The organism is Salinibacterium sp. NG22 (assembly GCF_015864925.1).
Taxonomy (GTDB): Bacteria; Actinomycetota; Actinomycetes; order Actinomycetales; family Microbacteriaceae; genus Rhodoglobus.
The window spans coordinates 185,694-209,192 of sequence record NZ_JADYWG010000001.1; the positions used below are offsets into that span (position 1 = coordinate 185,694).

Consider the following 23,499-nt stretch of genomic DNA (forward strand, 5'->3'; position numbering starts at 1 on the left):
AAGTCTATGGATTCCTTATGAAGTCTCTGCGACCTGCGGGGGAACTTGCCCGGCAACGCTCTGCTGCGTAACGCTCGGCTGAGTCAGGAAAACGATCAGAACGATCGCACCGGCGATCGGAACCAGTATCCAGAAAATGTTCGTCCAATTGCGGCCGGTGTCGCGCAAACGGCGAACGGTGACGGCGAGTTGAGGAACGAGGAGAGCGAGTGACCAGGCGGCGCTCAGACCCACTGAAAGCCCGAAGTTTGCTCCCATGTGACCAAAATCGTTGCCACTGCTCGGGTCAAGCGAAGCAGCGATTCCCGACGTGATGAAGGAGAAGAGCGCGAACCACCAGTACTCGGGGCGGCTTGCGACCCCGGTGAAGTCCGCGTACTTGCGGAATACGGTGGCGATGGACTCAAAAAATGTCACGATCTCTCCCCAGTTAGGTGGCGTGCACTAAGCGTACGGCTTCGGCGTCGACAGCGTCTCGGGCGGCATCGAATCTGAACGCTGCCTGAGGAAACGGTGAAGAGACTCGCTGCTCGGGCATCGTGAGCGTACCTTGAATAGCGAGCGAACTGCTGGTGCCACTGCTCACCGCCAGAGTGAGCGCGCCAATCGGCGAAGCTCACAATCGTTCAGTGAGGAGCTATCGTGCGTCTCTCATCCGCCGTCGCATTTGTTTCAGATCTTGATCGATCGGTCGCGTTCTATTGCGATCTTCTCGGGCTCACATGCTCAATTCTTGATGAGTCGGCAGCGCTGTTGGTTGGCCCTGAGAACTATGAGCTCTACCTTCGCGGTAAGCATGCGCAGCCGAGTCGCGTACTCGGCTCAGTGGGTATCCAGTACCTCATTTGGAGTGCCGACACCCTGGAAGAATTGCAACAGTGTGAAGATGCGATGCGTCGAGAGTCGAGCCACGTCCGTCGTGAACAGCTCGATGGGATTGAGGTGCTCGAGGGCCGAGACCCTGACCATTTGCCGATCTTCGTGGTGTTTCCTGGACCCGATGAGTCGGCGCGCCACGCGATCATTCCGCGAATCTATAGCTGGTAGACCGCAACAGGAGTGTGTAGTGCGCGGTTTGTCTTACCCGCCATCGCCCACATACGCCGCGAGGTGTTCGCCCGTAAGGGTTGACTTCGCGGCGATGAGATCTGCCGGAGTGCCTTCGAAAACGATCGAGCCGCCATCGTTTCCGGCACCAGGACCGAGATCGATGATCCAGTCTGCATGGGCCATGACCGCCTGATGGTGCTCGACGACAATCACGGACTTTCCCGAATCGACGAGGCGGTCGAGCAGGCCTAGGAGCCGCTCAACATCGGCCAAGTGCAGGCCAGTGGTCGGTTCATCCAGAACATAAATGTCACCCTTGTCAGCCATTTGGGTGGCGAGCTTGAGACGTTGACGTTCTCCGCCCGAGAGCGTGGGCAGTGGTTGCCCGAGGCGCAGGTAGCCCAGCCCGACATCAACTAGCCGGTCGAGGATGGCGTGGGCCGCGGGAGTGCGTGCCTCGCCTTCGCCGAAGAACGCTTCGGCCTCGGCGACGGACATCCCGAGCACTTCACTGATGTCACGCCCGCCGAGCGTGTACTCCAGCACGGAGGCCATGAAGCGCTTTCCTTCGCAGACCTCGCACGGGGTCGAGACGGTGGCCATGACGCCGAGGTCGGTGTAGATCACGCCGGCGCCGTTGCAATTGGGGCAGGCGCCTTCGGAGTTGGCGCTAAACAGGGCGGGCTTGACGCCATTGGCCTTGGCGAATGCTTTGCGAATGGGCTCGAGCATCCCGGTGTACGTGGCGGGGTTGCTGCGGCGTGATCCCTTGATGGCGGCCTGATCGACGGACACAACGCCGTCGCGGGGCACCACCGATCCGTGAATCAATGAGCTCTTGCCCGAACCGGCAACGCCCGTCACGACGACGAGGGTGCCCAGCGGGATGTCGACATCCACGTTCTTAAGATTGTGGGAGTCGGCGCCGCGAATCTCCAGGATGCCGGTGGGGGAGCGCACTTCGTTTTTGACCGAGACTCGGTCGTCAATGTGGTGGCCGGTGACGGTGTCGCTTTGGCGCAGCTCGTCGAAACTGCCCTCGAAGCAAATCTGGCCGCCCTCGGTGCCGGCACCAGGGCCAAGGTCGATAATGTGATCGGCAATCGAGATCGTTTCTGGCTTGTGCTCAACCACGAGCACGGTGTTTCCCTTGTCGCGCAGGCGAAACAGGAGCTCGTTCATCCGCTGAATATCGTGCGGGTGGAGACCGACGGTTGGCTCATCAAAAACGTAGGTGATGTCGGTGAGCGACGAGCTGAGGTGGCGAATCATCTTGGTGCGTTGCGCTTCGCCGCCAGAAAGGGTTCCGGCGGGACGGTCGAGGGAGAGATAGCCGAGGCCGATCTCCACAAACGAGTCGAGCGTCTGCTGCAGCGCTTCGAGCAGCGGGGCTACAGATGGTTCGTTCAGCCCGCGCACCCACTCGGCGAGGTCACTGATCTGCATGGCGCAGGCATCCGCAATATTGATTCCGGCAATTGTGGATGCTCGGGCACCCTCGTTGAGTCGAGTGCCGCCGCAATCGGTGCAGGCCGTGAACGTGACCGCGCGATCGACAAAAGCCCGGATGTGGGGCTGCATCGCTTCGCGGTCTTTCGACAGCATCGACTTTTGAATCTTGGGGATCAACCCCTCGTAGGTCATGTTGATCGACTGCATCTTGACTTTGACCGGCTCTTTGTAGAGAAAGTCGTGCAACTCAGTCTTGGTGTACTTCTTGATGGGCTTGTCGGGATCGAGGAAGCCTGACTCGGTAAAGATGCGCACCATCCAGCCATCGGCGGTGTAGTTGGGGATCGTCAACGCGCCCTCGGCGAGCGACTTACTGTCGTCGTAGAGCTGCGTGAGGTCGATGTCGTTGACCGTGCCCCGACCTTCGCACGTCGGGCACATGCCGCCGGTAATGCTGAACTCGCGGCGCTCCTTCGTCGTGACGCCAGCCTTCTCAAAGGTGACAGCGCCTGCGCCGGAGATAGAGGCCACGTTGAACGAGAATGCTTGCGGCGAGCCAACGTGGGGCTGGCCGAGGCGGCTAAAGACGATGCGCAGCATGGCATTTGCATCAGTCGCGGTGCCAACTGTGGAGCGGGCGTTCGAGCCCATGCGCTCTTGGTCGACGATGATCGCCGTCGTGAGGCCCTCAAGCAGGTCGACGTCGGGGCGAGCGAGCGAGGGCATGAAGCCTTGCAAGAATGCGCTGTAGGTCTCGTTGATCATGCGCTGCGACTCGGCAGCGATTGTGCCGAACACGAGTGAACTTTTGCCTGAGCCCGATACGCCAGTGAAGACCGTGAGCCTGCGCTTCGGGATGTCAATGCTCACGTCCGTGAGATTGTTCTCGCGAGCGCCCCGCACCCGAATGATGTCGTGGCTATCGGCCGCGTGAGAACTGGGGGAGTCGGGGGTGCTCGTGCTGGCCATCGTGGGTGCCTCCCTAGCGGTGCGGATGTCGCGGCTCTGCGGGTTCGCGGATGCTTGTGACCATTATTGCGACAGTCCCTAAAAGTTTGTGAAAGTCGGGGTAGACAACTCGTTCTAAAGGTGTGAGTATTCTTCCAATAACGGAAATGAGAGGAATTATTATGAAATCTTCACAACTACGTTCCAAGGGACTCATCGCTGCGGTCGGCCTCGCTCTTCTGAGTCCACTTCTTATCGCCGCGCCCGCAAACGCGGCGGCCAGCTGTTGGAATGCTGGTTCGCTCAACAACGTTGCCACAGCGTCGTGCAGCGGCGTTGGCTCGGCGCGAGTAAACGTTACCTGCAATGCGGTGTGGCCATTCCCGTCGTGGACTGATACTGGGGCGTGGGTGCGCATCAATGGGGGTGCCAACATCGTCAATACCCACGCAAGTTGCGCCGCGAGTCTGTATGTTCGGGCTGAGACGCGTTAGATGAAGTGTGCGCGCGCCATTCGCACAGCACGTCTAAACGGGGCGTGTTGGCCCAACATCGGCAACCGGAGGTAACTTGATCGAGTTTCGTCACCTTTCGAAGCGGTTTGGCGGCAAGCTCGCGCTCGATGATCTGAGCTTTTTGGCCGCGCCCGGACGTGTCACAGGGTTTCTCGGCCCAAACGGTTCAGGCAAAACCACGACGATGCGAATCCTGCTCGGGCTCGAAGCCGCGAGTTCAGGGGCAGCTCTTATCGGTGGTCGGCGATACCGGGAGATCAAGAACCCGCTGTTCCATGTGGGGGCTCTGCTGGATGCTCGCAACGCGCATCCAGGGCGCTCAGGTTTCGACCATTTGCGCGCTCTTGCACTCACCCACGGGATATCCAACGACCGCATTGAATTTGTGCTCGAGGAGGTCGGGCTCAGCGCTGTGGCCTCTCGTCGCGTTGGCGGCTATTCGCTGGGGATGCGCCAGCGGCTAGGCATCGCGGCCTCGATGCTGGGCGATCCCGAGGTGTTCGTGTTCGATGAGCCGGTGAACGGCTTGGATCCCGATGGCGTGATGTGGTTTCGGGAACTGGTGCGCGATTTTGCCGCGGAAGGACGCACCGTGCTGCTCTCCTCGCATCTCATTAGCGAGGTGGCGCTCACTGCTGACAACGTCGTGATTGTCGGGCGCGGGAAGGTCCTTGCGGACTCTACGCTGTCGGATATTGCGCGGCTGCAGGGCGCTGAACGCGTAATCGTACGCAGCCCGCGCGCGCGCGAACTGATCGAGCCGCTCGCCGCATCCGGGGCGCGGGCAGTCGAGGAGCGCGATGCGCTGGCAGTTGAAGGTTCGACTGCCGCAGACGTCGGACTGCTAGCGGCGCGGTTGAACATCCCGCTCATTGAGCTTCGCACTCAGGTGGAATCCCTGGAAGAAACGTATCGTCAACTCACCGATTCGAGTGTCGAATTTCGACAGGGATCGGAGGAGTGAGTCCCGACCTCGCACGCGCACTCGAGGCTAAGGAGCTCGCGCAAATCTGGGGCGTTCTCCGTTCGGAATCGCTCAAGCTCTGGTCTCTTCGTCCACCACGGCTGATCACAGTACTGATGTTTATACTGCCGGTTGCGCTGGCGACGGTTCGCGTGTTCTTCGTGCCGCTGGTTGTCGGCACCGATCTGGACACCGATGGCACCTCAGTGCTCTTCGAATCGATATCGGTGAGTGCGCTTCCGCTGGCGGTGTTATCCGCGACGCTCGGTCTCATCTCCATAACTTCGGAGTACACAGACGACTCCTTGGCGGGGTCGTTGGTTGCCGTCCCCTCGCGTGTAAAGCTCCTCTTGGCGAAGACCCTTCCGACCATTGGCCTCTCCGCACTTTCCGTAGCGGCAGGGACGTCTATTGCCGGCTGGATTGCATCCATAACGCTGACGTCGCGTGGTTACACAGTGCCCAGCCTCGATCGCTCGGCTGATCTTTTGCTCAGCGTCGTCGCGGGCGCTGGGTGTTTCGCGGTCCTGGGTCTTGCATTTGGTGCGCTTGCGCGATCAGCGGTGACCGCCTCAATCGTCTTCGTTGGGATCGTCTTGTTGATGCCAAGCACGCTCTTCTATCTCGGAGGAACCTGGGCTCCTCGGTTCGTGGAGATGCTCCCTGCCAGCGCACTCCAAGCGCTCACGACGCGAGCTCCGGCAGAGCCATTCGTGCTGGAAGGGACTAGCGCATCAGCGCTGGAGCCGTCCATAGGATTCGCTGTGCTCGCCTCCGGATCAGCGCTCCTCCTCGCTGCCGCAGCTGTGATATTTGCCCGACGGTCAGTTCATCTGGAAGTCGCGCGCAACGGTCGCCAGTCACAAGCCTCGCGGCCGGCGATGCGAGTGGAGAGCCCTGCTCGCGGATTGAGCTTTACGGGAGTAGTTCGATCCGAGGCGCTGAAGGCACTTACCTTGCCCTCCTCGCGGTGGTTGTTGGCGTTGAGTGCGGGCGCAATTGTGTTTATGGCGTGGCGCTGGGCTGTCGCGAGAAATCCAGCTGACATTCTCGAGGCGCCAATTACCGCCTGGGATTTAGCTTCGTTGACCTTTTACGATCAGATGACAGTGATAAGCGGTGGGCTGGCCCTCAGCCAGTTCCTCATCGCAGCGTTCGGCGCTCTTGTCGCGACCTCGGACTTTGCCACCGGAAACATCCGGCCGGCGCTAGCGGCGGTACCCCGGCGCGGATGGTTGCTGGCGGCGAAAACCGGGATTGCGGTCACCTCAGCGATGGCTGTAGGGGCAATCGCGTTACTGCTGGCTGCGATAGTGGCGACGCCCATCCAGCAGGACCAAGGTTTCCCCGCCACTTTGTCAGCGAGCATCGTATGGATCTCTATCGCCAAAGGGACGATTGCGCTCGGGCTAGTCGCGGCACTCGGATGCGGTGTCGGCATGATCGCGCGTTCGGCCTCCGGTGCACTTTTCGCCTTGGCGACGATCTTCGTCGTCGTGTCGACGCTGACGAGCCAAATGGAACGCATAACCGTCGACACCCCGCTTGTCTGGCTGACTAACATTGGCCGAGTATTCCCGTCGGGGCGCGACGCAGCGGAAACGCTGGGCCCGAATACCTTCCAGCCGTGGTTTCAGTATGGAAATATTTTGCAGCTTCCACCCGGCGCGAGCATGGTGGCGCTGTTTCTGTGGGCGGCCGGAAGCCTAGCGATCGCGTGGGTGCTGTTTCGTCGCCGTGGAGTCTGAGTTCTATCCTTCAAGACCTGCGAGCAACTCGTTCATGTAGTTGATCTCACTCATTTGCACGGCAACCATTCCCTCGGCCAACGACGTCACGACATCGTTGGTGGAGCGCTCGAGCAGGCCCTCCGCCATGTCAACACCGCCCGCGTGATGGGCAATCATGAGCTCAAGAAACATCGCGTCCGCATCCGTGGTGCTCGCTCTGAGCGCTTCCATCTGGTCGTACGTCGCGAGGCCAGGCATTGCCATCGCGGTCGTGGAGTCGGAATCCGAGGCGCCGTGCGAGTCGTGCTCGCCGTCATCCATCATCCACGTCATCGCAGGTTCGCTCGAGGCTTGCGGCAAATTCCACATGATGAGCCACGCGAACATTTGTCCCGCTTGCTGGCCCTGCGCCGTCGCAATGTCATAGGCCAAGGTGCGTATGGCTTGATTCTCGCTCTTTTCCAGAATGATCATCGCCATGTCGACAGCCTGCAGGTGGTGCGTCTGCATGTCGCGCGCGAAACCGGCTTCGGCGCTCGTCGTCAAGGGATCCGAGGATTCAGCGGGCAACAACTTTTGCCCAGCGAGAACGCCGACTCCAACCAGCAGCAGCGCTGCGATCGCCATGGCGCTTAAGCGGAGCCAGCGGTGACGTGGTGAACCGCCATCGCCGTCGGTCATGCGATGCGTCCGCCGCCGTCGATTCCGCCGGAGCACGAAGCCCCAATTTCAGGTGCTTCGCCGCCCTGCCAGAACTTGTCAACGAAGTCCTGCATACGGGGATCATCTGCCCCGTCAAGTTCAACCTGGTTTCCCCACGCAGAAATCACGACGGGTGCCTGAAGGCCCTCGAAGGGCGAGAGCACTGAATAGGTCGACGGAACTGCATCCTGCAACGTTTCCAGTTCGTCACCCGAGATTTGCTCCGGGTCGTACGTCACCCACACGGCACCATGCTCAAGAGCGTGCACGGCGTTTTCGTTCGGCACTGGCTCGGTGTACACGCCGCAATTCAGCCACACGGATGCGTGCTCACCGCCCACCGGCGGGCTTTGCTCGTAATCGACGGTGCCCTCAACATGACCGGCGACCAGATTCGGATAATTCTGCACACCGTCGATCTCGATGGCTTCGGGGCTAGTTCGCGGAGTTCCGTTCGCCACCACCATTACGATGACCAATGCTAGGACGCCTACCGCGGCGACGCTGCTAATGACGATACCGATGACACGGTGACGCTTCTCGGCGGCTTGTTTCTTTTTTAGCGCGGCGACTTTTGTGGCCCGGCGCGCATCGCGCTGCTGCTTCACAGTGAGGTCTTTGCCGGATGATGCGTTTGGGGAGGATTGCGAGTCGCGGGGTGGCATTCAGGTGGTCCTGTCGTCGAGTGCGTGGGCAGGGAACAGATGTGCAGTCCGAGCCTATTCGGTCGAATTTGTGAAAGCCCTCCTAGGGAGCGCTCTCGCGAATAACGGCAGCCGAGTCCCTAGTTCTTGGCGAAGATGCGGCTAACTTCTGCGCGGCTAGCCCTGCTCTGTGATCGCTCGCAATGCCAGCAGGTGCTGCTGATGCGCGCGATACCTGGATGCCGTCGAGGTGACCCACGTGCGCGGACGATTGCCGACCGTTCCCTTGATGACTTTCGCGTAGCCGGCATCCGCAAGATAGCTGATCGCCTTGCTGAGAGCCGAGTCCTCAACTTCGAGGAGTTGTTTTAGCGTCGTGAAGTCAATCTCGTTTCTCGGGCCGAGTGCGGCCATGAGCGACAGTCTCACCGGGGTCAGAAATGCGTCGTCCAGCTGGTGACGAGGATGCTGTTTCATGAACGTGCGTCTCGGTGCGCAGGCAGCGCGGAAGCCGCGAGCATGACGAGAAAGACCGCGATTCCGGCAGCTATCGTTGCCGCGAGGGATGGCGACTGTGCCAGCGGAGCGAGTATCGCAAATGCAAAGAGCGTGCTCGTGGTGATGCCGAAGGCAGTCCACTGTATCCAGCCCCATTCGAAACCGACGCGGGGCAAGACCCATGCAGATTCGTTCAGCACGTACGTGAACGCGATGCCCGCGAGCGCCGCGATCATCAGCAGTGCTGAGACGATCGGAATAGTGCCGAATGAGATGAGCAAGCCCGCTACCGCTCCCATGATCCCGGTGTTCCAGCGCACGGGTGTGCTGAGCGGTTCGGGGCTGCGGCCCGCCGGGGTGCGTGAACGTGGCACCCGGATCAGTTGAGCTATGGCGGGAGCGGCCAGAGGAACGAAGACGGTGAGAGCGACGAGTGCGATGAGCCACGGGGAGTAGGGCACGTCGAACACCGACAGACCCGACAGAAAGGTCATCGCGATGATCGCGAGGGCCAAGGGAATCCATACTGCTCGCGGTAGTGCTCTTCGGATGCCGAACCGTTCACGGGTGCCCGTGGTCATCGTGGTGAAGGCCAGTATTGGTACGAGGAGTAGCGATGTCTGCGAGAACTTGTCGGGGTTGCTGTCGCCGGCTGTGCCGATGCTCACGGAAAATGCGAAAAGAAACACGCCGATATAGCTCGCTGCCATCAGAGCGCTCCAGAGGCTGAACCAAGCGAAGCCTCGGGACGGCCCTCGCTGGTTCAACGAATCGCGCACTTCTTGTTGCTGTTGGAGCTGGCGAGAGGCTTCAACCCGCGTGGACTGTGGGGCGGAATCTGGGGCGGTGGGGGAGTCCGCGGAATCACTTTCCATCTGGAAAGTGTAACGTATGTGAGTTTTTCGCAAGTATTCCGGCAGATCTTGCGTTGAAGTGTTGACAATCGATCACTTCAATCTTGTATCATGCGAGTGACACAAGTTGAAGGAGCCGTCAATGTCGTACCTACTGCTCGTCTTACAGTCTCCACTCATCCTGGCGACAATCGCAATCGTCATCCTCCTTTTCGCGAGGCGAGGGCGAACCGCCGAAACTGTCCTGCCGGGACGCAGTGCGTTCATGCGTTCAGTCTCAGTCACAGGGTCAGTGGCGGTATTGATTGTGCATCTCGCGGTCCAGTTCTTTCCGCTACTCGACTTGGCGCAGCGTTACCTGTTGCCGAACTTGAACGTCGATTTCAGCCCCGAGCCGTGGGCGTATGCGTGGTGGCGCTATCCGCTGCCGTTGATCGTCGCGGTCGTGGTGCTGGCCGTAGTCATGGTGCGGGTTGCACGAAAGTCCGTGACGGTCGAGACGCCGGTGTTGTCATTGAAGCCGCGTGGGTGGACTAGTTTCGCCAGTCGTAAAGAGCTCGCAAGCGCGGCAAGCGCTCTCGGCGCGCTCGTGAGTGTCTCGCTATTTGCAGGAGTGCACTCGATCACCGACAGATTCGGGCTGCATACTTTGGTCAGCGGGCCGCGACCTATCGGCGTCACCGATGCTGCCTGGGATGAGTACGGAGCCAGCACATTTTACGGCTGGGCTTACTCGGTCCCGGTGATGATTCTCGCTGTGGCGCTCGCTGCTCAGGTGTGGTGGGTCTTGCGCACCATTTCTGTTCGCCCATTCGCCAGCCCCGAATCCGTCACTGCGGAGACTCGCGAGCGTACGCGCACCGCCTCTATCGTGCTTCGACTATTTATCGCGACGGTCTTACTTCCGTTGGGCGGCGCCCTCCTTCTTATCGGTCAAACTGCGATGTATCCCAGCGTGATCTCGGTGGATTCCGTCGATTACTTTGTACCGTTGGGCTATGCATCTTTCGCCGGGCCGATCGCTGTCGCTGGCGCAGTGCTGCAGGGGGCCGCACTGCTCATGCTTGTGACAGGGATTCAGGGCAAGCGGTCGCGTGTGTCTTCTCCGGAGTTGGTGCGCTCGTGACCGACGCCAACGAAATCTACGAGCAATTTCGAGGGATGATCGTCTCGGGTCAGGTAGGCAGCGGCGAGCGGCTCCCCACGGTGCGACAGGTCGCGAGCGACCTTGGTGTGGCAAACGGAACTGCTGCGAAGGCGTACAAGATGCTTGAAGCTGACGGGCTCGTCTACTCGCGCACGGGTGCTGGCACCCGCGTTTCAGAAGGCGCATCCGTGTTGCCGGGGGCGATCGTGTCACGCATTCGTGAACTGGTCTTCGAGGCGAAGGGGCATGAGGTTCGCGAAGAGGATGTGGTCACCGCCATCCGCAGCGCTTGGAGTTCCTGAGGAACTTCGGCAGCGTACGCGGCCGATGCTCAGTGCTCGTGTGACGGCACGGGTGCAGGGTCGCCGACGTAGCATCCGACCGTAAACGGAAACTCAATCGTGGCGCTGTAGTGGTACATCTCTTGCTCAACGCCGTCGAAGAGCACGGTACTGGTGCGGCCGTGGCATTCGTCGAGGTCAGCGTTGGTGGGGAGATTGCCGTTCGAGTCGCGCTCGATGTAGATGCCGAAACCGTCAAGGGCGTAGCCGACGAGGGTCGATCCGGTCTCAGGGGCGGCATCCAAGAGACACGACGGTACGTCGTGGTAGTGGTAGTAATCGCCGCCATCCGGATGCCCGTCACACAGGTCTTGGGTTTCGTGGGCGACCGCATCCCCGCCCGAGGCATCCACCGCGTTATAGAGGTAGACGCCATTTTTGAGCACTCCAACGGCCCCCATCGCAACACAGCTTGGCTCGGCGGCAACGGTGGGAGCGACGCTAAGAGTGAGCTCAACAAGCTTCTCGTCAATCTCGTTGGGGTTGCGGTCGAATTCTTTTGCCGGGTCGGTATCGGCGATGGGGAACGTGCCGGTCATTTGCTCGGTCGGCACATTGGCAGTCAGGATGGTGCGAGTGTCGTGGCCGACCTGTTCCTCGTAATAGGCCTGTGGCCACGAGACGGCGCCCTCGACGGTGTCCTTTGTCGTGGCATCCCACGTGCCAGCGTCGTAGTCGATCCACGGTCCGCCGTTCACGGGTCCGCGCCCGCTGAAGTCGGTCTTGCAGGAGTACAGATAGTCGACAGCGGGGGAGGTGGAGGTGCGGTCGTCTCCGAGCGGAATGGCAGTGGCGTCGATGACGCCAGACCAGGCATCCGGGATGTCGATCGCAGACGCTGCAGCGCTCGGCTCGATACTCGGCGTCGCGGTAGCGGTCGCCGTGTCGTCGGCAGCGCCTGACGCACACGCGGAGAGGATGAGAATTCCCCCCAGCGACAAAGCGAGTGCTGTGCGTGAGGTTATCGAGCGAGTGATCATGGCAAATGCCCCTAGAAGAATCTGGCCGCGCGGGTGGTGATCGCGAGCGCCGCTGATACTAGCGGATAGTTCTATGACGGCTTCATGGGAAACCAGTCGGCGTCGCTGATTGCGAACTATCCGGTCGATTCGCGTTCACCGGTGGTTCACATCGTTGCCCAAGACTGCGCACGCCTGCTCTCCCGACCGGGCATCCTCACCGCAGCCTCGAAGGGCATTCCCCATGCGCAGACGGCCCCTTGCCGCCCTCCTCATTTCTTTATCGTTGGCGGTGCCGCTCGTAGTGACTTCCGCGACCGTTTCGACGGTGTCGGCGGATGCCGCCGAGTTGTCGTCGGTGCGCATCAACGAAATTGAATCGAACGGCGACGACTTCGACTGGGTTGAGCTCGTGAACACGGGAACCGACACAGTGGATGTCTCGGGCTGGATCATCAAGGACGACAACGACGAGCGCGCCCTAGCGTTCCCCGCCGGCTCCAGCATCGCGGCCGGCGAGTACCTCGTCATCAACGTCAACGACGACGCCAATCCGGAGGGCTTCGGACTCGGTAAGGCAGACACCGCGCGCCTCTTTGCCGCCGACGGCATTACGGCTATCGACGCGTTTGCGTGGGATGGCCACGCCACTGCCACCTATGGGCGTTGCGCTGACGGCACGGGGGAGTTCCGCGACACTGTGGCATCCACCAAGGGCGCAGCGAACGCCTGCGAGATCACGGCCGCAGCCGCGGTACGCATCAACGAGGTGGAGTCGAGCGGCGATACGAGCGACTGGATCGAACTCACCAACATCAGCGCCTTTGCGGTGGATGTGTCGGGCCTCGTTCTCAAGGACGACGACGACAGCCGCACCGACTCGATCCCTAGCGGGACGACGATCGAGCCGGGCGCCTTCTTCGCGTTTGAGCCATCGTTCGGCTTGGGCGGTGCGGATGCCGCGCGCGTCTTTGACACCGACGGCACGACGCTGATCGATAGCTACAGCTGGACAACGCACGCGAGCACTACTTACGGCCGCTGCCCAGACGGCATCGGCGAGTTTGCGACGACGAACACCACGACAAAGGGTGCCGCCAACGACTGCGTTGCCACCGAGCTCCCGAGCGTTCGCATCAACGAAATCGAGTCGAATGGTGATGCTACCGATTGGATCGAACTCTTCAATAGCGGCAGCACCCCTGTTGACCTCTCTAACTGGGTCATCCAAGACAATGACGATAGCCACGTCGCGCGGATCCCTGCCGGGACATCACTTGCGGCCGGGGCTTTCTACGTCTTTGACCAGCCGGCGTTGAGCTTCGGCCTCGGCACGGCCGACTCGGTCCGCGTTTTCGCTGCCGACGGCTTCACCGCAATCGATTCACGCAGTTGGAGCGGCCATTCGCCCACAACCCTCGGGGTGTGCGGCACTGGGTTTGGCGACACGACAAGCTCCACCAAGGGTTCAGTCAACGACTGCAGCGCGCCCATCCGCATCAACGAAATCGAGTCAAGCGGCGATTCGAGCGACTGGGTCGAGCTGAAGAACAACGGTTCAGATTCAATGGATGTCTCGGGCTTCATCCTCAAGGACAACGACGACAGTCACGCCTTCACGCTCGCTGCCGGCACGACGATTGCTGCGGGCGACTATCTCGTCGTCGAGCCCGACTTTGGGCTCGGCGGGGGAGACTCGGCGAGGCTCTTCGATGCTGACGGCGTGACCCTGATCGACAGTTACGTCTGGACGGCGCATGCCGCCACAACCTACGCGCGCTGCCCCGACGGCACCGGCGATTTCGCGACGTCGAAGGCCTCGACCAGAGGGACGCCCAACAGTTGCGTAGGTGAACTCGAAACGTCGACATGGCCTGGGGCGTCGACGATTTCGACGGCGAACGCGAAGGACGCGTTCAGCGACAACATGAGCGGGCTTGCTTTTGAAGCCGCAGTGTCAGGTGACGTGCTCTGGGCGGCAAAGAACGGCCCCGGTGCGCTGTACAAGCTTGTCTTTGATGGCACCAACTGGGCGCCAGTGGCAACGAACTCGTGGAACGACGGCAAGCTGCTGCACTACGCCGACGGTACCGGAGACGTGGATGCCGAAGGCGTCGCGCTGACCTCGGCTGGCGCCTCCGGGGGAGTTTTCATCGCGAGCGAACGTGACAACGCGAACAGCGGGGTGAGCCGCCCGACAATTCTTCGCTATGGGGTGGCGGGCGCTGCATCCGAATTGACGGCCAGCCAGGAGTGGAACCTCACCGCTGACCTGCCCGCTGTGGCAGCGAATGCGGGGCTTGAGGGCATCGCGTGGGTTCCCGACAGTTACCTGGTCGCTGAAGGATTCAGGGATGAGACCACGAGCGCGCTCTACAATCCCAGCACCTACGCCGGCCACGGTGAGGGACTCTTCTTCGTGGGGCTCGAAGCCAATGGCACGATCTACGCTTACGCGCTCGACCAGAATTCGGGTGCATTCCAGCGGGTTGCAACGATCGAGAGTGGCTTCTCTAGCGTCATGGAACTCGAGTTCGACCCCGCTCTCGGGGCACTCTGGGCGATCTGTGACGACACTTGCAACGGTCGCAGCGCCATTCTCGAGATTGCTCAGGATGGCGCCACGGCTGGTTCCTTCGAAGTCGCCACCGTCTTCGAACGCCCCACAGGAATGCCGAACCTCAACAACGAGGGCTTCACGATCGTGCCGCAGTCCGAGTGCGTCTCCGACTCCAAAGCGGTGTTTTGGTCGGATGACTCGAACACCGACGGCATCGCGCTGCGGGCCGGCACCATCGACTGCACGGTGACGACGGCCCCGACTGATCCCACTGATCCCACTGACCCCACTGACCCGACCGATCCGACTGATCCAGCGACGCCGACTACTCCTGTAGCTGTTCCTGAAGCCACCCTCACGGCGGCGAACCGGGGTTCGGTGTCTGCCCCCACGAGCGCGAGTCCGGGGGAGACCATCACGATCACTGTGGGCACAGCGCATGCCGGCAATGTCGTGAATACGTGGATTTACTCCACGCCGACTCTATTGGGATCGCCGACGGTCACCGCCGCCGGAACTGTCTCAGCAACTATTCCTTCGACGCTCACACCAGGCGTTCACCGCTTGGCAGTTACCGCAGCGGATGGCTCCTTGATCGGTTGGGCGAACATCACGATCACCGCACTTGAGTCTGGTTCGCTCGCGTTCACCGGTTCTGGGTCAGTGTTGCCGATTCAACTGCCGTTGATGCTGCTCGTCGCTGGCCTCGCGCTGGTCATGATTCGTCGCCGCGAGGTCGGGGCACTCCTCAGCGGAGAATCACGCTTGCCCTAGGTGCCACTGCGGCGTTCAATAGACACAGACGCGTGAGGTTACTCCTGCGCAATTGCTCAACCTAGGAAGGCTGCACCATGAAGTCAGATTCCACTCCATCCGGATTCGAGTACCCGGATGACGCTTTTGAAGCCGATGCGGTCGCCACTAACGATGCGGTCGCGGGCGAGCCAGTCGTTCCTTTTGCCGAGAGCGGTGCGCCCGAAGGTTCAGAGCTCCACGAGGTTTCTCCGGTTTATGACGAACACGAACTCAACTCGGAGGACGGTCCTCAGAACCTGGACAAGGAATAGTCCGACGTAACCTGACTACAGGTGGGGCAGCGCCCCATGAACACGAGACTCGCCGTGATCCGCAACTCAGAACTCTGGGGCGGCACGGCGAGTTTTTTGCACACATAGGCACAATTCTCCGTCTCGTAAATGCCCGAGACTTGCGAAACTCTCAGGCATGAGGAGTAACGTTTATCTTGTTGCTCTAGTCCTCGGCAGCGAATATCTTTCGCTCTCGCCTGAGGACCACCATGACCGCAATTTTCACCCTTAAAGCCGCAGCGCTTCGCATCGTTCCTCTCACCGAGACTGCGAAAGCCACGCAAAGGTTTCTTCCTGTCGCGCCAGCGGCCACGCTCGTGTCGCCAACACCGATCGACCCTTCCACACTGAGTGACTCGTCCGCGCTCGCCCGGCTCGTATCGTTTTCCGCGGCCCAGTAAGCCGCAGTTTTCCCTCCCGAAAAGTATCAACCAACGAAAGGATCAGCCAGAATGGCCTACCAAACGATTAACCCGTATACGAATGAAGTCGTCGCCACCTTCCCCGATGCAACGGTGAGTGAAGTGGATGAAGCGATCACCGCGGCGCACGAAGCATTTTTGTCGTGGCGCGAAGCCTCGTATGCGACCCGGATGGCGGTGTTGGCCAAGGCCGCGAAGCTCCTGCGAGCCGACAAGCGTCGCTACGCAGAGCTGCTCACTCTGGAAATGGGAAAGGTGATCGCCGAGGCTGAGGCCGAAGTTGACCTATCGGCCGACATCCTCGAGTACTACGCAGAGCGTGGCGAGTCGCTGCTGGAAACCGAGAAGGTTCCCGTGGAATACGCCGCAGAGGGCAACGTCGAGATCGTTAGCCAGCCGCTCGGTGTTCTCCTGACGGTTGAGCCTTGGAACTTCCCCTACTACCAGGTGGTTCGTGTGGCCGCGCCGCAGTTGGTCGCGGGCAACACCATCCTCCTGAAGCACGCAAGCAATGTTCCGCAGTCCGCGGCAATCTTCGATGATCTGTTTGCGCGTGCGGGGCTTCCCGCGGGCGGATTCAAGAACCTCTACCTGCCTCATGACCTCACTCAGCACGTCATTGACGATCCGCGCGTGCGCGGTGTTGCATTGACCGGAAGTGAGGAAGCGGGGTCGATTATTGCGGCCTACGCAGCGAAAGCGGTGAAGAAAAGCACTCTCGAACTGGGCGGTTCCGATGCGTTCGTCGTCCTCAAGGACGCCGATATGGACAAAACAGTCGAGTGGGCCGTATTCGGCCGCCACTGGAATGCCGGTCAGGTGTGCGTTTCAGCCAAGCGAATGATCGTGGTCGACGATGTGTTCGATGAGTTTCTCGAGAAGTTCCGCGCCGGCGTATCCGCTTTGAAAGCGGGCGACCCGATGGATGCGGCGACGACCCTCGCTCCGCTGTCGTCTCAGTCAGCAGCGGACAAGCTTGCAGACCAGGTGAAGGATGCCGTTGCCGGGGGAGCGAAGGCAGAAACCCTCGGCACACCGGTGCCCACAACCGGAGCGTTCTTCCAGCCAACGATTCTCACCGAAATCGACTCGAAAAATCCGTCTTATTACCAAGAGTTCTTCGGACCTGTTTCCATCGTCATCCGGGTCAAAGATGAAGCGGAGGCGATTGCGGTGGCGAACGATTCGCCGTTCGGTCTTGGCGGCTCGGTCTTTACGAGGGACACCGTGAACGGTGAAAAGGTAGCCAGAAAGATCGACACGGGGATGGTGTACGTGAACCACCCGACGATGGTGAAGGCTGACATTCCGTTCGGTGGCGTTAAGCATTCGGGATATGGCCACGAGCTCACCAACCTTGGTATTCAAGAGTTCGTGAACAAGAAGGTCATTGACGTCGTAGATATCAACGCGGCGTTCTAACTCCCACTTCGGTCGGCCAGCCCAACGCACATAGGCTGGCCAGCCGGAGAGCCGAGCGGGGATTCGGGCACGCGTGGCTCGTCCCGCATCACGATGGGCTGGCATTGCCGCAACCGAGCGCTGTGGAGAATCGCGGTGATAGTTCTGAGGCGACATTCAGCCAGCAATCGTATAGTCAAACTTGTGCAATCGTTCGACGCACGCTTCTGACTTTTCGAGCTGAGGTTGTGCGCTGGACAGCATCACGCGCACTCATTACCGCCGCTCTGAATTCAGTTGAGCGGTGAAACCACTCGAAAGGCAATTCATGAATCGCTTCACAGACCGCGTAGTTCTCATCACTGGCGGAGGGTCAGGCCTCGGCCGGGCGGCCGCAGTGCGACTAGCGGGGGAGGGCGCCAAACTCGCTCTCGTCGACGTATCCGAAAGCGGCTTGGCCGACTCCGTCACCGCGATCGCTGAGACCGCGCCCGACGCCGAAGTTCTCACTGTCGTCGCTGATGTGTCCAAAGAGTCGGATGTTGATCGTTACGTCGCGGAAACCGTAGAACGCTTCGGTCGCATCGATGGCTTCTTCAACAACGCCGGCATCGAAGGTAAGCAGAACCTCACTGAAAATTTCTCCGCAGAAGAGTTCGACAAGGTCGTCGCCATTAACTTGCGCGGTGTGTTCTTGGGCCTCGAGAAGGTTCTCAAGATCATGCGCGAGCAGGGTTCCGGCATGGTCGTGAACACGGCGAGCGTTGGCGGCATCCGCGGGATCGGAAACCAGTCCGGCTATGCAGCAGCCAAGCATGGCGTCGTGGGTCTCACTCGCAACTCGGGTATTGAATATGCTGAGCACGGCATCCGTATCAACGCGATCGCACCAGGCGCCATCTGGACGCCGATGGTCGAAAACTCGATGAAGCAGCTTGATGCCGAAAACCCGCGTGGCGCTGCCGAGCAGTTCATTCAGGGAAACCCGACCAAGCGCTTTGGTGAAGCACCTGAGATCGCGGCCGTTGTGGCATTCCTGCTGAGCGATGACGCCAGCTACGTCAACGCAACCGTTCTGCCGATCGATGGCGGGCAGTCCTACAAGTACTAGGTCACCTCTCGTCGTTATCTGACGAGGGCGCAGGGGAGTGGGCGGCCGATCGGGCTGCCTGCTCCCTTTCTTTGTTCTCGAACCAAGTTCTTGATAGAGATTTATTCAGGTTTGTGGTGATCGACTGACTGGCGTTCCTCGTCAGCCAAGAGGATGCCATCACGCACGGCGCTGCGAACGACTCGGTGCAGCACATAAAACAGAATGACGATGACGACGACGGTGAAAACGAAATCCATTCCGGAATCCTTTGTTCGTTGCCAGCCGGTCGGCTAAACGCTAGAGAGTGTTGAAATCTCCTTGAGCTGACATAATGTGCATTATCGGATACTAAACACGTATACGAGAGGGGCGGCAGAGGTCAGGGCTGCAACGGCGGCAACGCCACGACCGCCACGGTCCAGGGCTGCTGGTTGTCGGTCGTTACTGCGATTGAATAGCTGCCGCTGGGATCGATATCCAGCTCGTCTCGGTGGACTGCGTCATCTGAACTCTCGCGACAGTCGTGAGAAGACTGTGCGACGTCACCGAGCGACACTGTCATGCGGCCAAGACCAACACAATCTGAATACACTGCGATTCGTTCTGTTGTGGGGGCGAATGGCGACACATCGATAGAGCCGCCGGCATTGGTGCTCGTCGCTAGGACAACCTCGCCCTCGGTGTCGAACGCCATCAATTCTGGAGTTTCTGACATAACGGAATCACTGGCCGTGTTTGTGCGGTCCGGCGCGTGAACTCTCACTTCGACGTCTGCCTCTGAGGCGCCGGTGCACCCGGTCAGCATCGCCATAACGGCCGCAGCGGCAACAATGTGCAGCCCGCTGCGCACCTCGCTCATGGCGCTCCCCCACTTAAACACTCGTGATTTCACCTTGCGCTGGCGTCGAAGGCTTGCGCCTTAGCCGCATAGGCAGGTTAGCAAAAACATGAGAGTCTGTCAACTAAGCCCCGGTTTGAGGACATGAAGTTCTACCCGTGCTCACTGCAGCAGCACACTAAAAACTCGGATTACGGCTGCTGACGAACCTCGCCAGCGCCTCAGCAGCGGCTTCGTGATCGATAGCGTCAGGCTCCCCCGACATGGTCATTGTGCCGATGATGGCGCCGTCGACCCACAGCGGAATCGATCCACCGTGAGCCTTGTACCTGTCGTGGTCGACATCCGTTCGATCTTCAAACGGCGTACCGGTCGCGAGGTGGCGCAGCTTGACCACGAGCGACGCTTCGCCGAAATGGTTCACAACTGCAGCTTTTCCCGCCAGCCAGGGGTCGTTGTCTGCGTTTGTCGACTTCAGCTTCGCCTTGAAGACAACGTCACCGTGGAGAACGATTTCGACTGCGAGATTGAGATCCCATTCCTGAATGACCTGTACGGCAATCAGCCCCAGCGCGACAGCATCATCATTGGTGATGGTGTCGAACTCAATCTCATTCAAGTACTCGACATCCGGCACTGAGTAGTGCGGTAGCGGACGGCTCATCAGTTCATCTCCTGGAGGTGCGTTCGAATGACGCCGACAAGCTCGGCGGGTTCATAACGATCGGATGTGGCGGCCAACTCATCGATGGTCCACCACCGGTGTGCCAACACGTCGACGCGTTCGTCGGCTGTCCATTGTTCTTGTGACGGCTCGAAGGCATCCGTGTGAGCGAGGTAGAACTCGGCGTGACCCGTGTCATGATCAGCTTCATCCCACTCCACCACGAAGTCGTGCGACCACACGGGAGCACCGAGATCCTCGATAACAAGTCCGGTTTCTTCTTCAAGCTCGCGTAGTGCCGCTTGGTGGTGTGACTCCCCCGGGTCCACGCCGCCACCCGGCGTCAGCCAGCGCGCGACACCGCTTGTATCCGGCGCTTTCGTCAGAAAAAGCAAGAAGCGCTGCTCGCGGTCGAACAACAGCACACGGCTGGTAGTTCGGTTCACCGGCATCCGCGGGTCGCTACTTGTTCAGAAAGTCTGAGACGTCGCCGACGTAGCGAGTGTTGTTCTCGGGCACAGGCTCAACGGCAGCAGAAGCAACCTCGGCGGCGAACTCGCTCACGTTGTACAGGCGGCCAGCAGCCTCTTTGCGAGCCTCGATCGCTCCAGGGTTGGCGCGCTGCAGCAGCGTCGCGGTGATCGTTCCCTCAATCATGTCGCCCGAGACAACGACAAAGCCGATGCCCTTAGCCTCAAGCTCAGGGATCAATTCGCGAAGGGCATCCTCGCCGGCACGCTTGCTCAGCGCGACCGGAACGTATTCGGGCATCGTCTCAACGGTGCGGATGAAGTGCGCCTGGTGGCTAGTGACGAAGACAACGCGTGAACCTTCGTGCAGCAGCGGCATCATGGTCTTCAAGAAATTGACTTGAGCGTCGCGGTTGAGCTGCATGGCGTAGTCCTCAGCCATGCCACCCTCCATGCCGCCGGAGGCATTGAGCACCAGAATCTCGAGCCCGCCGAACTCAGTCTTCACCGTCTCGAACAGGGCAGAAACAGTCTCGGGGTTAGTGAGGTCGGCGCCAATGGCAATCGCCGAACCGTCAGTCTCGTTGAGCTGAGCGACAAGCTTGAGGGCGCGAGCCTCTTTGTTGCGGTAGTTCACGGCAACGCGGGCGCCCGCTTCGGCGAAGTAGGCGGCCGTATCGGCGCCAATCCCCCGCGAAGAACCAGTGATGAGCGCGCGAGCGCCATCGAGCGAGTGGGCTGCCAGAGGATTCGAATTATCGCTGTTCACCCTACGACTTTAGCGGTCAATGCCGTGCTGTGCAGTGAGGTAAGTGCTAGCGTCGAGACTGAAGATTTGTCGAACCGCGCAACGATGAAGGGCGCCGGAACAATGCTTATTGATCTGACCCAGTACCTCTGGATTCTCTGGCTTGCCCTCGTCGTGTTGTTCATCGTGATCGAAGTCATGACTCTCGAATTCACGTTCCTCATGATCTCCGCGGGCACTCTCATCGGTGGGCTCGGCTCCAACCTTCTCGGCTGGCCGTGGTACATCCAGATCGCTCTCGCCGCAGCGATCTCTGGCCTTCTCATCTTCACCATCAGGCCGGTTTTGCTGATGAATCTCGAAAAGGGATCCGACCCTGCAAAGAGCAACGTCGACGCTCTCTATGATCTCGGCGGTCGCGTAACAGGCCCCTTCGCCAATGGCATTGGCGAAGTCAAACTCGACAATGGCGAAACCTGGACTGCCCGCATCGGAGACAGCTCGCCACCGTCGGCGGTTCCCGTCGGCAAGCGAATTTCGGTCACGGCCATCGAAGGTGCCATGGCCGTTGTCGTTCTTGAATCTGCCAAACCCGGCTCCACTCAACCTCGTGCGACCACAAAATCGCCGAGAAAGGAAGAAAAGTGACTGATCCTGCTGGCTTCATAGGCCAGATCTTTGTGATTATTCTGCTCGTCGTTCTGGCGATCTTCGTGATCGTCACGTTGTTCCGTGCAATCCGCATTGTTCCGCAGGCGCGTGCCGGAGTCGTCGAACGCCTCGGCAAGTACCGCAAGACCTTGCTGCCGGGCCTCAACATCCTTGTTCCTTTTATCGACCGGATGCTGCCCCTCATCGACCTGCGTGAACAGGTCGTCTCGTTCCCCCCGCAGCCCGTTATTACCGAAGACAACCTCGTCGTCTCCATTGACACCGTCGTCTTCTTCCAAGTAACGGATGCCCGTGCCGCGACCTACGAGATCGGCAACTATCTCGGGGCCGTTGAACAGTTGACGACCACGACGCTGCGAAACGTTGTCGGTGGCCTCAACCTTGAACAGGCGCTCACGAGCCGAGACAACATCAACTCGCAACTGCGCGTTGTTCTTGATGAAGCAACAGGCAAGTGGGGAATTCGCGTAGGTCGCGTCGAGCTCAAGGCCATTGACCCGCCCCTCTCGATCCAAGATTCGATGGAAAAGCAGATGCGTGCCGAGCGCGACCGCCGTGCGCAGATCTTGACCGCTGAGGGAACCAAGCAGGCCGCGATTCTCGAAGCGGAGGGTTCGCGCCAGGCAGCGATCCTTGAGGCTGAGGGTGAGGCTAAGGCTGCTGTGCTGCGTGCTGATGGTGAAGCTGCTGCGATCAAGACCGTCTTCGCGGCGATTCATGAGGGCGACCCCGACCCGAAGCTGCTGGCGTACGAGTACCTCCAGACGCTGCCTAAGATTGCAGAAGGTGATTCCAACAAGATGTGGATTATCCCGTCTGAACTGACGGAAGCGCTCAAGGGCATTGGTGAAGGATTCTTTAGTGGCAAAGGACCAGTCGCGCGTTAGCGCCAACTCGTCGTTCCTCTCCCCCGCTCGCCCCCGAGTGCTCGCGCACCGGGGGCTTGCGGTGGAAGCACCCGAGAACACGCTCCTTGCGTTCGCGAAAGCTGTCGCGGTGGGTGCGCACTACATCGAGACGGATGTTCACGTCAGCCTCGACGGTGTAGCTGTGGTCGCTCACGACCCGAGTCTCACTCGCGTCGCCGGCCGGAACATCATGGTCGATCAGCTCACGATGACAGAGTTGCGGCGAATTGATCTGGGCGAAGGTCAAGGCTTCTGCTCGTTGGGAGAGGCTCTCGATGCCTTTCCCGAGACTCGCTTCAATATCGACGTCAAGAACAAAGGCGCGGTGCTTCCCACCGCGCGCGCGATCCGCGATATCCACGCGGTCGATCGAGTGCTCGTGACTTCATTCGATGAAGCCCGCCGTGCCGCCACAGTCGAACAATTGCCAGGAGTGGCGAGTTCGGCATCCGCTCGACGTTTCATTCTGGCGCTACTGAGCGCCAAGACCGGAATTTCGCCCGCCGTTCGCCGCGCGCTCAGTGGACTGGTTGCCATCCAAGTACCCGAGAAGGCACTAGGGTTGCGTGTGACCACTCAGCGGATGATCGACCGCGTGCACACTCTCGGACTCGAGATGCACGTCTGGACGATCAATGAACCGCAGCGAATGCGTCACCTGCTCGACCTCGGTGTCGATGGAATCGTCACCGATCGAGCAGACCTCGCCCTCGAAGTTGTGAAATCGCGCGCCTGATCAAGGCGGCGCACACTCCACTTCTGGGCAGCGAAAATGTTGGCAAATGCTGACAAGTCGCTGTGAACAGTGCGCCCTTGGAAGCATACGTTCAG

The 23,499-nt window shown here is 60.2% G+C and carries 25 protein-coding genes; 13 read left to right on the plus strand and 12 right to left on the minus strand.

Annotated features, from left to right (window positions below; all coding sequences use genetic code 11):
* Positions 1-15 precede the first annotated feature (15 nt).
* Positions 16-417, minus strand: a complete 402-nt coding sequence (locus tag I6E81_RS00950; protein ID WP_197105560.1) for a DUF805 domain-containing protein — start codon at positions 415-417, stop codon at positions 16-18.
* A gap of 225 nt (positions 418-642) precedes the next feature.
* Here I6E81_RS00950 and I6E81_RS00955 point away from each other — a divergent pair, with 225 nt between their 5' ends.
* A complete protein-coding gene (locus tag I6E81_RS00955) occupies positions 643-1,047 on the plus strand; it encodes a VOC family protein (RefSeq protein WP_197105561.1) in 405 nt (134 codons plus the stop codon).
* A 33-nt stretch (positions 1,048-1,080) separates the two neighbouring features.
* On the opposite strand, the gene I6E81_RS00960 is transcribed toward I6E81_RS00955, so the two are convergent.
* On the minus strand, positions 1,081-3,471 hold the full coding sequence (locus I6E81_RS00960; protein WP_197105562.1) for an excinuclease ABC subunit UvrA: 2,391 nt from the start codon (positions 3,469-3,471) through the stop codon (positions 1,081-1,083).
* Between the two features lie 161 nt (positions 3,472-3,632).
* Here I6E81_RS00960 and I6E81_RS00965 point away from each other — a divergent pair, with 161 nt between their 5' ends.
* The 3 genes from I6E81_RS00965 (at position 3,633) to I6E81_RS00975 (ending at position 6,677) form a co-directional block, all read left to right on the plus strand.
* On the plus strand, positions 3,633-3,944 hold the full coding sequence (locus I6E81_RS00965) for a hypothetical protein (protein WP_197105563.1): 312 nt from the start codon (positions 3,633-3,635) through the stop codon (positions 3,942-3,944).
* 76 nt (positions 3,945-4,020) lie between these two features.
* On the plus strand, positions 4,021-4,929 hold the full coding sequence (locus I6E81_RS00970) for an ATP-binding cassette domain-containing protein (protein ID WP_197105564.1): 909 nt from the start codon (positions 4,021-4,023) through the stop codon (positions 4,927-4,929).
* Positions 4,926-6,677, plus strand: a complete 1,752-nt coding sequence (locus tag I6E81_RS00975; protein WP_197105565.1) for an ABC transporter permease subunit — start codon at positions 4,926-4,928, stop codon at positions 6,675-6,677. Before I6E81_RS00970 ends, I6E81_RS00975 begins: the two co-directional genes overlap by 4 nt.
* Before the next feature lie 3 nt (positions 6,678-6,680).
* On the opposite strand, the gene I6E81_RS00980 is transcribed toward I6E81_RS00975, so the two are convergent.
* The 4 genes from I6E81_RS00980 to I6E81_RS00995 form a co-directional block, all read right to left on the minus strand.
* On the minus strand, positions 6,681-7,340 hold the full coding sequence (locus tag I6E81_RS00980; RefSeq protein ID WP_197105566.1) for a DUF305 domain-containing protein: 660 nt from the start codon (positions 7,338-7,340) through the stop codon (positions 6,681-6,683).
* Positions 7,337-7,969 (minus strand): DUF3105 domain-containing protein, encoded by a 633-nt coding sequence (locus I6E81_RS00985; RefSeq protein ID WP_307784072.1) that lies wholly within the window; start codon positions 7,967-7,969, stop codon positions 7,337-7,339. The genes I6E81_RS00980 and I6E81_RS00985 overlap by 4 nt, the downstream gene beginning before the upstream one ends.
* Positions 7,970-8,182: 213 nt before the next feature.
* Entirely contained in the window at positions 8,183-8,482 is a 300-nt protein-coding gene (locus I6E81_RS00990; RefSeq protein ID WP_197105568.1) for a transcriptional regulator, read from the minus strand.
* Positions 8,479-9,378: a hypothetical protein gene (locus I6E81_RS00995; RefSeq protein WP_197105569.1), complete on the minus strand. Its 900-nt coding sequence runs from the start codon at positions 9,376-9,378 to the stop codon at positions 8,479-8,481. Before I6E81_RS00995 ends, I6E81_RS00990 begins: the two co-directional genes overlap by 4 nt.
* 121 nt (positions 9,379-9,499) lie before the next feature.
* On the opposite strand from I6E81_RS00995, the gene I6E81_RS01000 reads away from it, so the two are divergent.
* Together I6E81_RS01000 and I6E81_RS01005 are read left to right on the plus strand one after the other, a co-directional pair.
* Positions 9,500-10,483 carry a hypothetical protein gene (locus I6E81_RS01000; RefSeq protein WP_197105570.1) on the plus strand — a complete coding sequence of 328 codons (984 nt, stop codon included), beginning with the start codon at positions 9,500-9,502 and terminating at the stop codon, positions 10,481-10,483.
* Entirely contained in the window at positions 10,480-10,806 is a 327-nt protein-coding gene (locus tag I6E81_RS01005) for a GntR family transcriptional regulator (protein WP_307783881.1), read from the plus strand. Before I6E81_RS01000 ends, I6E81_RS01005 begins: the two co-directional genes overlap by 4 nt.
* Positions 10,807-10,835: 29 nt before the next feature.
* Here the strand turns inward: I6E81_RS01005 and I6E81_RS01010 are convergent, their stop codons facing one another.
* Positions 10,836-11,825, minus strand: a complete 990-nt coding sequence (locus tag I6E81_RS01010) for a YHYH protein (protein ID WP_197105571.1) — start codon at positions 11,823-11,825, stop codon at positions 10,836-10,838.
* A gap of 223 nt (positions 11,826-12,048) precedes the next feature.
* Here I6E81_RS01010 and I6E81_RS01015 point away from each other — a divergent pair, with 223 nt between their 5' ends.
* From I6E81_RS01015 to I6E81_RS01030, 4 genes are all read left to right on the plus strand, one after another.
* The gene (locus tag I6E81_RS01015) at positions 12,049-15,138 is read left to right on the plus strand and encodes a lamin tail domain-containing protein (RefSeq protein ID WP_197105572.1); all 3,090 of its coding nucleotides are present in this window, start codon (positions 12,049-12,051) and stop codon (positions 15,136-15,138) included.
* Between the two features lie 77 nt (positions 15,139-15,215).
* Positions 15,216-15,431, plus strand: coding sequence for a hypothetical protein (locus I6E81_RS01020; protein ID WP_197105573.1), 216 nt, complete (start codon positions 15,216-15,218; stop codon positions 15,429-15,431).
* A 473-nt stretch (positions 15,432-15,904) separates the two neighbouring features.
* Positions 15,905-17,296: an NAD-dependent succinate-semialdehyde dehydrogenase gene (locus tag I6E81_RS01025; protein ID WP_197105574.1), complete on the plus strand. Its 1,392-nt coding sequence runs from the start codon at positions 15,905-15,907 to the stop codon at positions 17,294-17,296.
* A 307-nt stretch (positions 17,297-17,603) separates the two neighbouring features.
* Positions 17,604-18,386 (plus strand): glucose 1-dehydrogenase, encoded by a 783-nt coding sequence (locus I6E81_RS01030; RefSeq protein ID WP_197105575.1) that lies wholly within the window; start codon positions 17,604-17,606, stop codon positions 18,384-18,386.
* Positions 18,387-18,487: 101 nt separating this feature from the next.
* Here the strand turns inward: I6E81_RS01030 and I6E81_RS01035 are convergent, their stop codons facing one another.
* The 5 genes from I6E81_RS01035 to I6E81_RS01055 all read right to left on the minus strand — a co-directional run bounded on the left by I6E81_RS01035 (position 18,488) and on the right by I6E81_RS01055 (position 21,109).
* On the minus strand, positions 18,488-18,625 hold the full coding sequence (locus I6E81_RS01035) for a hypothetical protein (RefSeq protein WP_197105576.1): 138 nt from the start codon (positions 18,623-18,625) through the stop codon (positions 18,488-18,490).
* A 122-nt stretch (positions 18,626-18,747) separates the two neighbouring features.
* Positions 18,748-19,227 (minus strand): hypothetical protein, encoded by a 480-nt coding sequence (locus I6E81_RS01040; protein ID WP_197105577.1) that lies wholly within the window; start codon positions 19,225-19,227, stop codon positions 18,748-18,750.
* A gap of 157 nt (positions 19,228-19,384) precedes the next feature.
* On the minus strand, positions 19,385-19,870 hold the full coding sequence (locus tag I6E81_RS01045) for a heme-binding protein (RefSeq protein WP_197105578.1): 486 nt from the start codon (positions 19,868-19,870) through the stop codon (positions 19,385-19,387).
* On the minus strand, positions 19,870-20,322 hold the full coding sequence (locus I6E81_RS01050; protein WP_197105579.1) for an NUDIX hydrolase: 453 nt from the start codon (positions 20,320-20,322) through the stop codon (positions 19,870-19,872). The genes I6E81_RS01045 and I6E81_RS01050 overlap by 1 nt, the downstream gene beginning before the upstream one ends.
* A gap of 10 nt (positions 20,323-20,332) precedes the next feature.
* Complete coding sequence (locus I6E81_RS01055; protein ID WP_197105580.1) at positions 20,333-21,109, minus strand: SDR family oxidoreductase; 777 nt, start codon at positions 21,107-21,109, stop codon at positions 20,333-20,335.
* Positions 21,110-21,175: 66 nt separating this feature from the next.
* Between I6E81_RS01055 and I6E81_RS01060 the strand changes: the two genes are divergently transcribed.
* From I6E81_RS01060 to I6E81_RS01070, 3 genes are read left to right on the plus strand one after another with little or no spacing between them, the layout of a single operon-like run.
* Positions 21,176-21,736: an NfeD family protein gene (locus I6E81_RS01060; RefSeq protein WP_231603834.1), complete on the plus strand. Its 561-nt coding sequence runs from the start codon at positions 21,176-21,178 to the stop codon at positions 21,734-21,736.
* Positions 21,733-22,647, plus strand: coding sequence for an SPFH domain-containing protein (locus I6E81_RS01065; RefSeq protein WP_197105581.1), 915 nt, complete (start codon positions 21,733-21,735; stop codon positions 22,645-22,647). The genes I6E81_RS01060 and I6E81_RS01065 overlap by 4 nt, the downstream gene beginning before the upstream one ends.
* Entirely contained in the window at positions 22,622-23,404 is a 783-nt protein-coding gene (locus I6E81_RS01070; protein WP_197105582.1) for a glycerophosphodiester phosphodiesterase family protein, read from the plus strand. Before I6E81_RS01065 ends, I6E81_RS01070 begins: the two co-directional genes overlap by 26 nt.
* The last annotated feature ends 95 nt before the right edge of the window (positions 23,405-23,499 follow it).

Bases quoted from the DNA above. Each gene is read 5' to 3' on its own strand.
- I6E81_RS00960 (WP_197105562.1), bottom strand. From the start codon at position 3,471: ATGGCCAGCACGAGCACCCCCGACTCCCCCAGTTCTCACGCGGCCGAT.
- I6E81_RS00965 (WP_197105563.1), top strand. From the start codon at position 3,633: ATGAAATCTTCACAACTACGTTCCAAGGGACTCATCGCTGCGGTCGGC.
- I6E81_RS00980 (WP_197105566.1), bottom strand. From the start codon at position 7,340: ATGACCGACGGCGATGGCGGTTCACCACGTCACCGCTGGCTCCGCTTA.
- I6E81_RS00990 (WP_197105568.1), bottom strand. From the start codon at position 8,482: ATGAAACAGCATCCTCGTCACCAGCTGGACGACGCATTTCTGACCCCG.
- I6E81_RS00995 (WP_197105569.1), bottom strand. From the start codon at position 9,378: ATGGAAAGTGATTCCGCGGACTCCCCCACCGCCCCAGATTCCGCCCCA.
- I6E81_RS01000 (WP_197105570.1), top strand. From the start codon at position 9,500: ATGTCGTACCTACTGCTCGTCTTACAGTCTCCACTCATCCTGGCGACA.
- I6E81_RS01010 (WP_197105571.1), bottom strand. From the start codon at position 11,825: ATGATCACTCGCTCGATAACCTCACGCACAGCACTCGCTTTGTCGCTG.
- I6E81_RS01015 (WP_197105572.1), top strand. From the start codon at position 12,049: ATGCGCAGACGGCCCCTTGCCGCCCTCCTCATTTCTTTATCGTTGGCG.
- I6E81_RS01020 (WP_197105573.1), top strand. From the start codon at position 15,216: ATGAAGTCAGATTCCACTCCATCCGGATTCGAGTACCCGGATGACGCT.
- I6E81_RS01025 (WP_197105574.1), top strand. From the start codon at position 15,905: ATGGCCTACCAAACGATTAACCCGTATACGAATGAAGTCGTCGCCACC.
- I6E81_RS01030 (WP_197105575.1), top strand. From the start codon at position 17,604: ATGAATCGCTTCACAGACCGCGTAGTTCTCATCACTGGCGGAGGGTCA.
- I6E81_RS01035 (WP_197105576.1), bottom strand. From the start codon at position 18,625: ATGGATTTCGTTTTCACCGTCGTCGTCATCGTCATTCTGTTTTATGTG.
- I6E81_RS01040 (WP_197105577.1), bottom strand. From the start codon at position 19,227: ATGAGCGAGGTGCGCAGCGGGCTGCACATTGTTGCCGCTGCGGCCGTT.
- I6E81_RS01045 (WP_197105578.1), bottom strand. From the start codon at position 19,870: ATGAGCCGTCCGCTACCGCACTACTCAGTGCCGGATGTCGAGTACTTG.
- I6E81_RS01050 (WP_197105579.1), bottom strand. From the start codon at position 20,322: ATGCCGGTGAACCGAACTACCAGCCGTGTGCTGTTGTTCGACCGCGAG.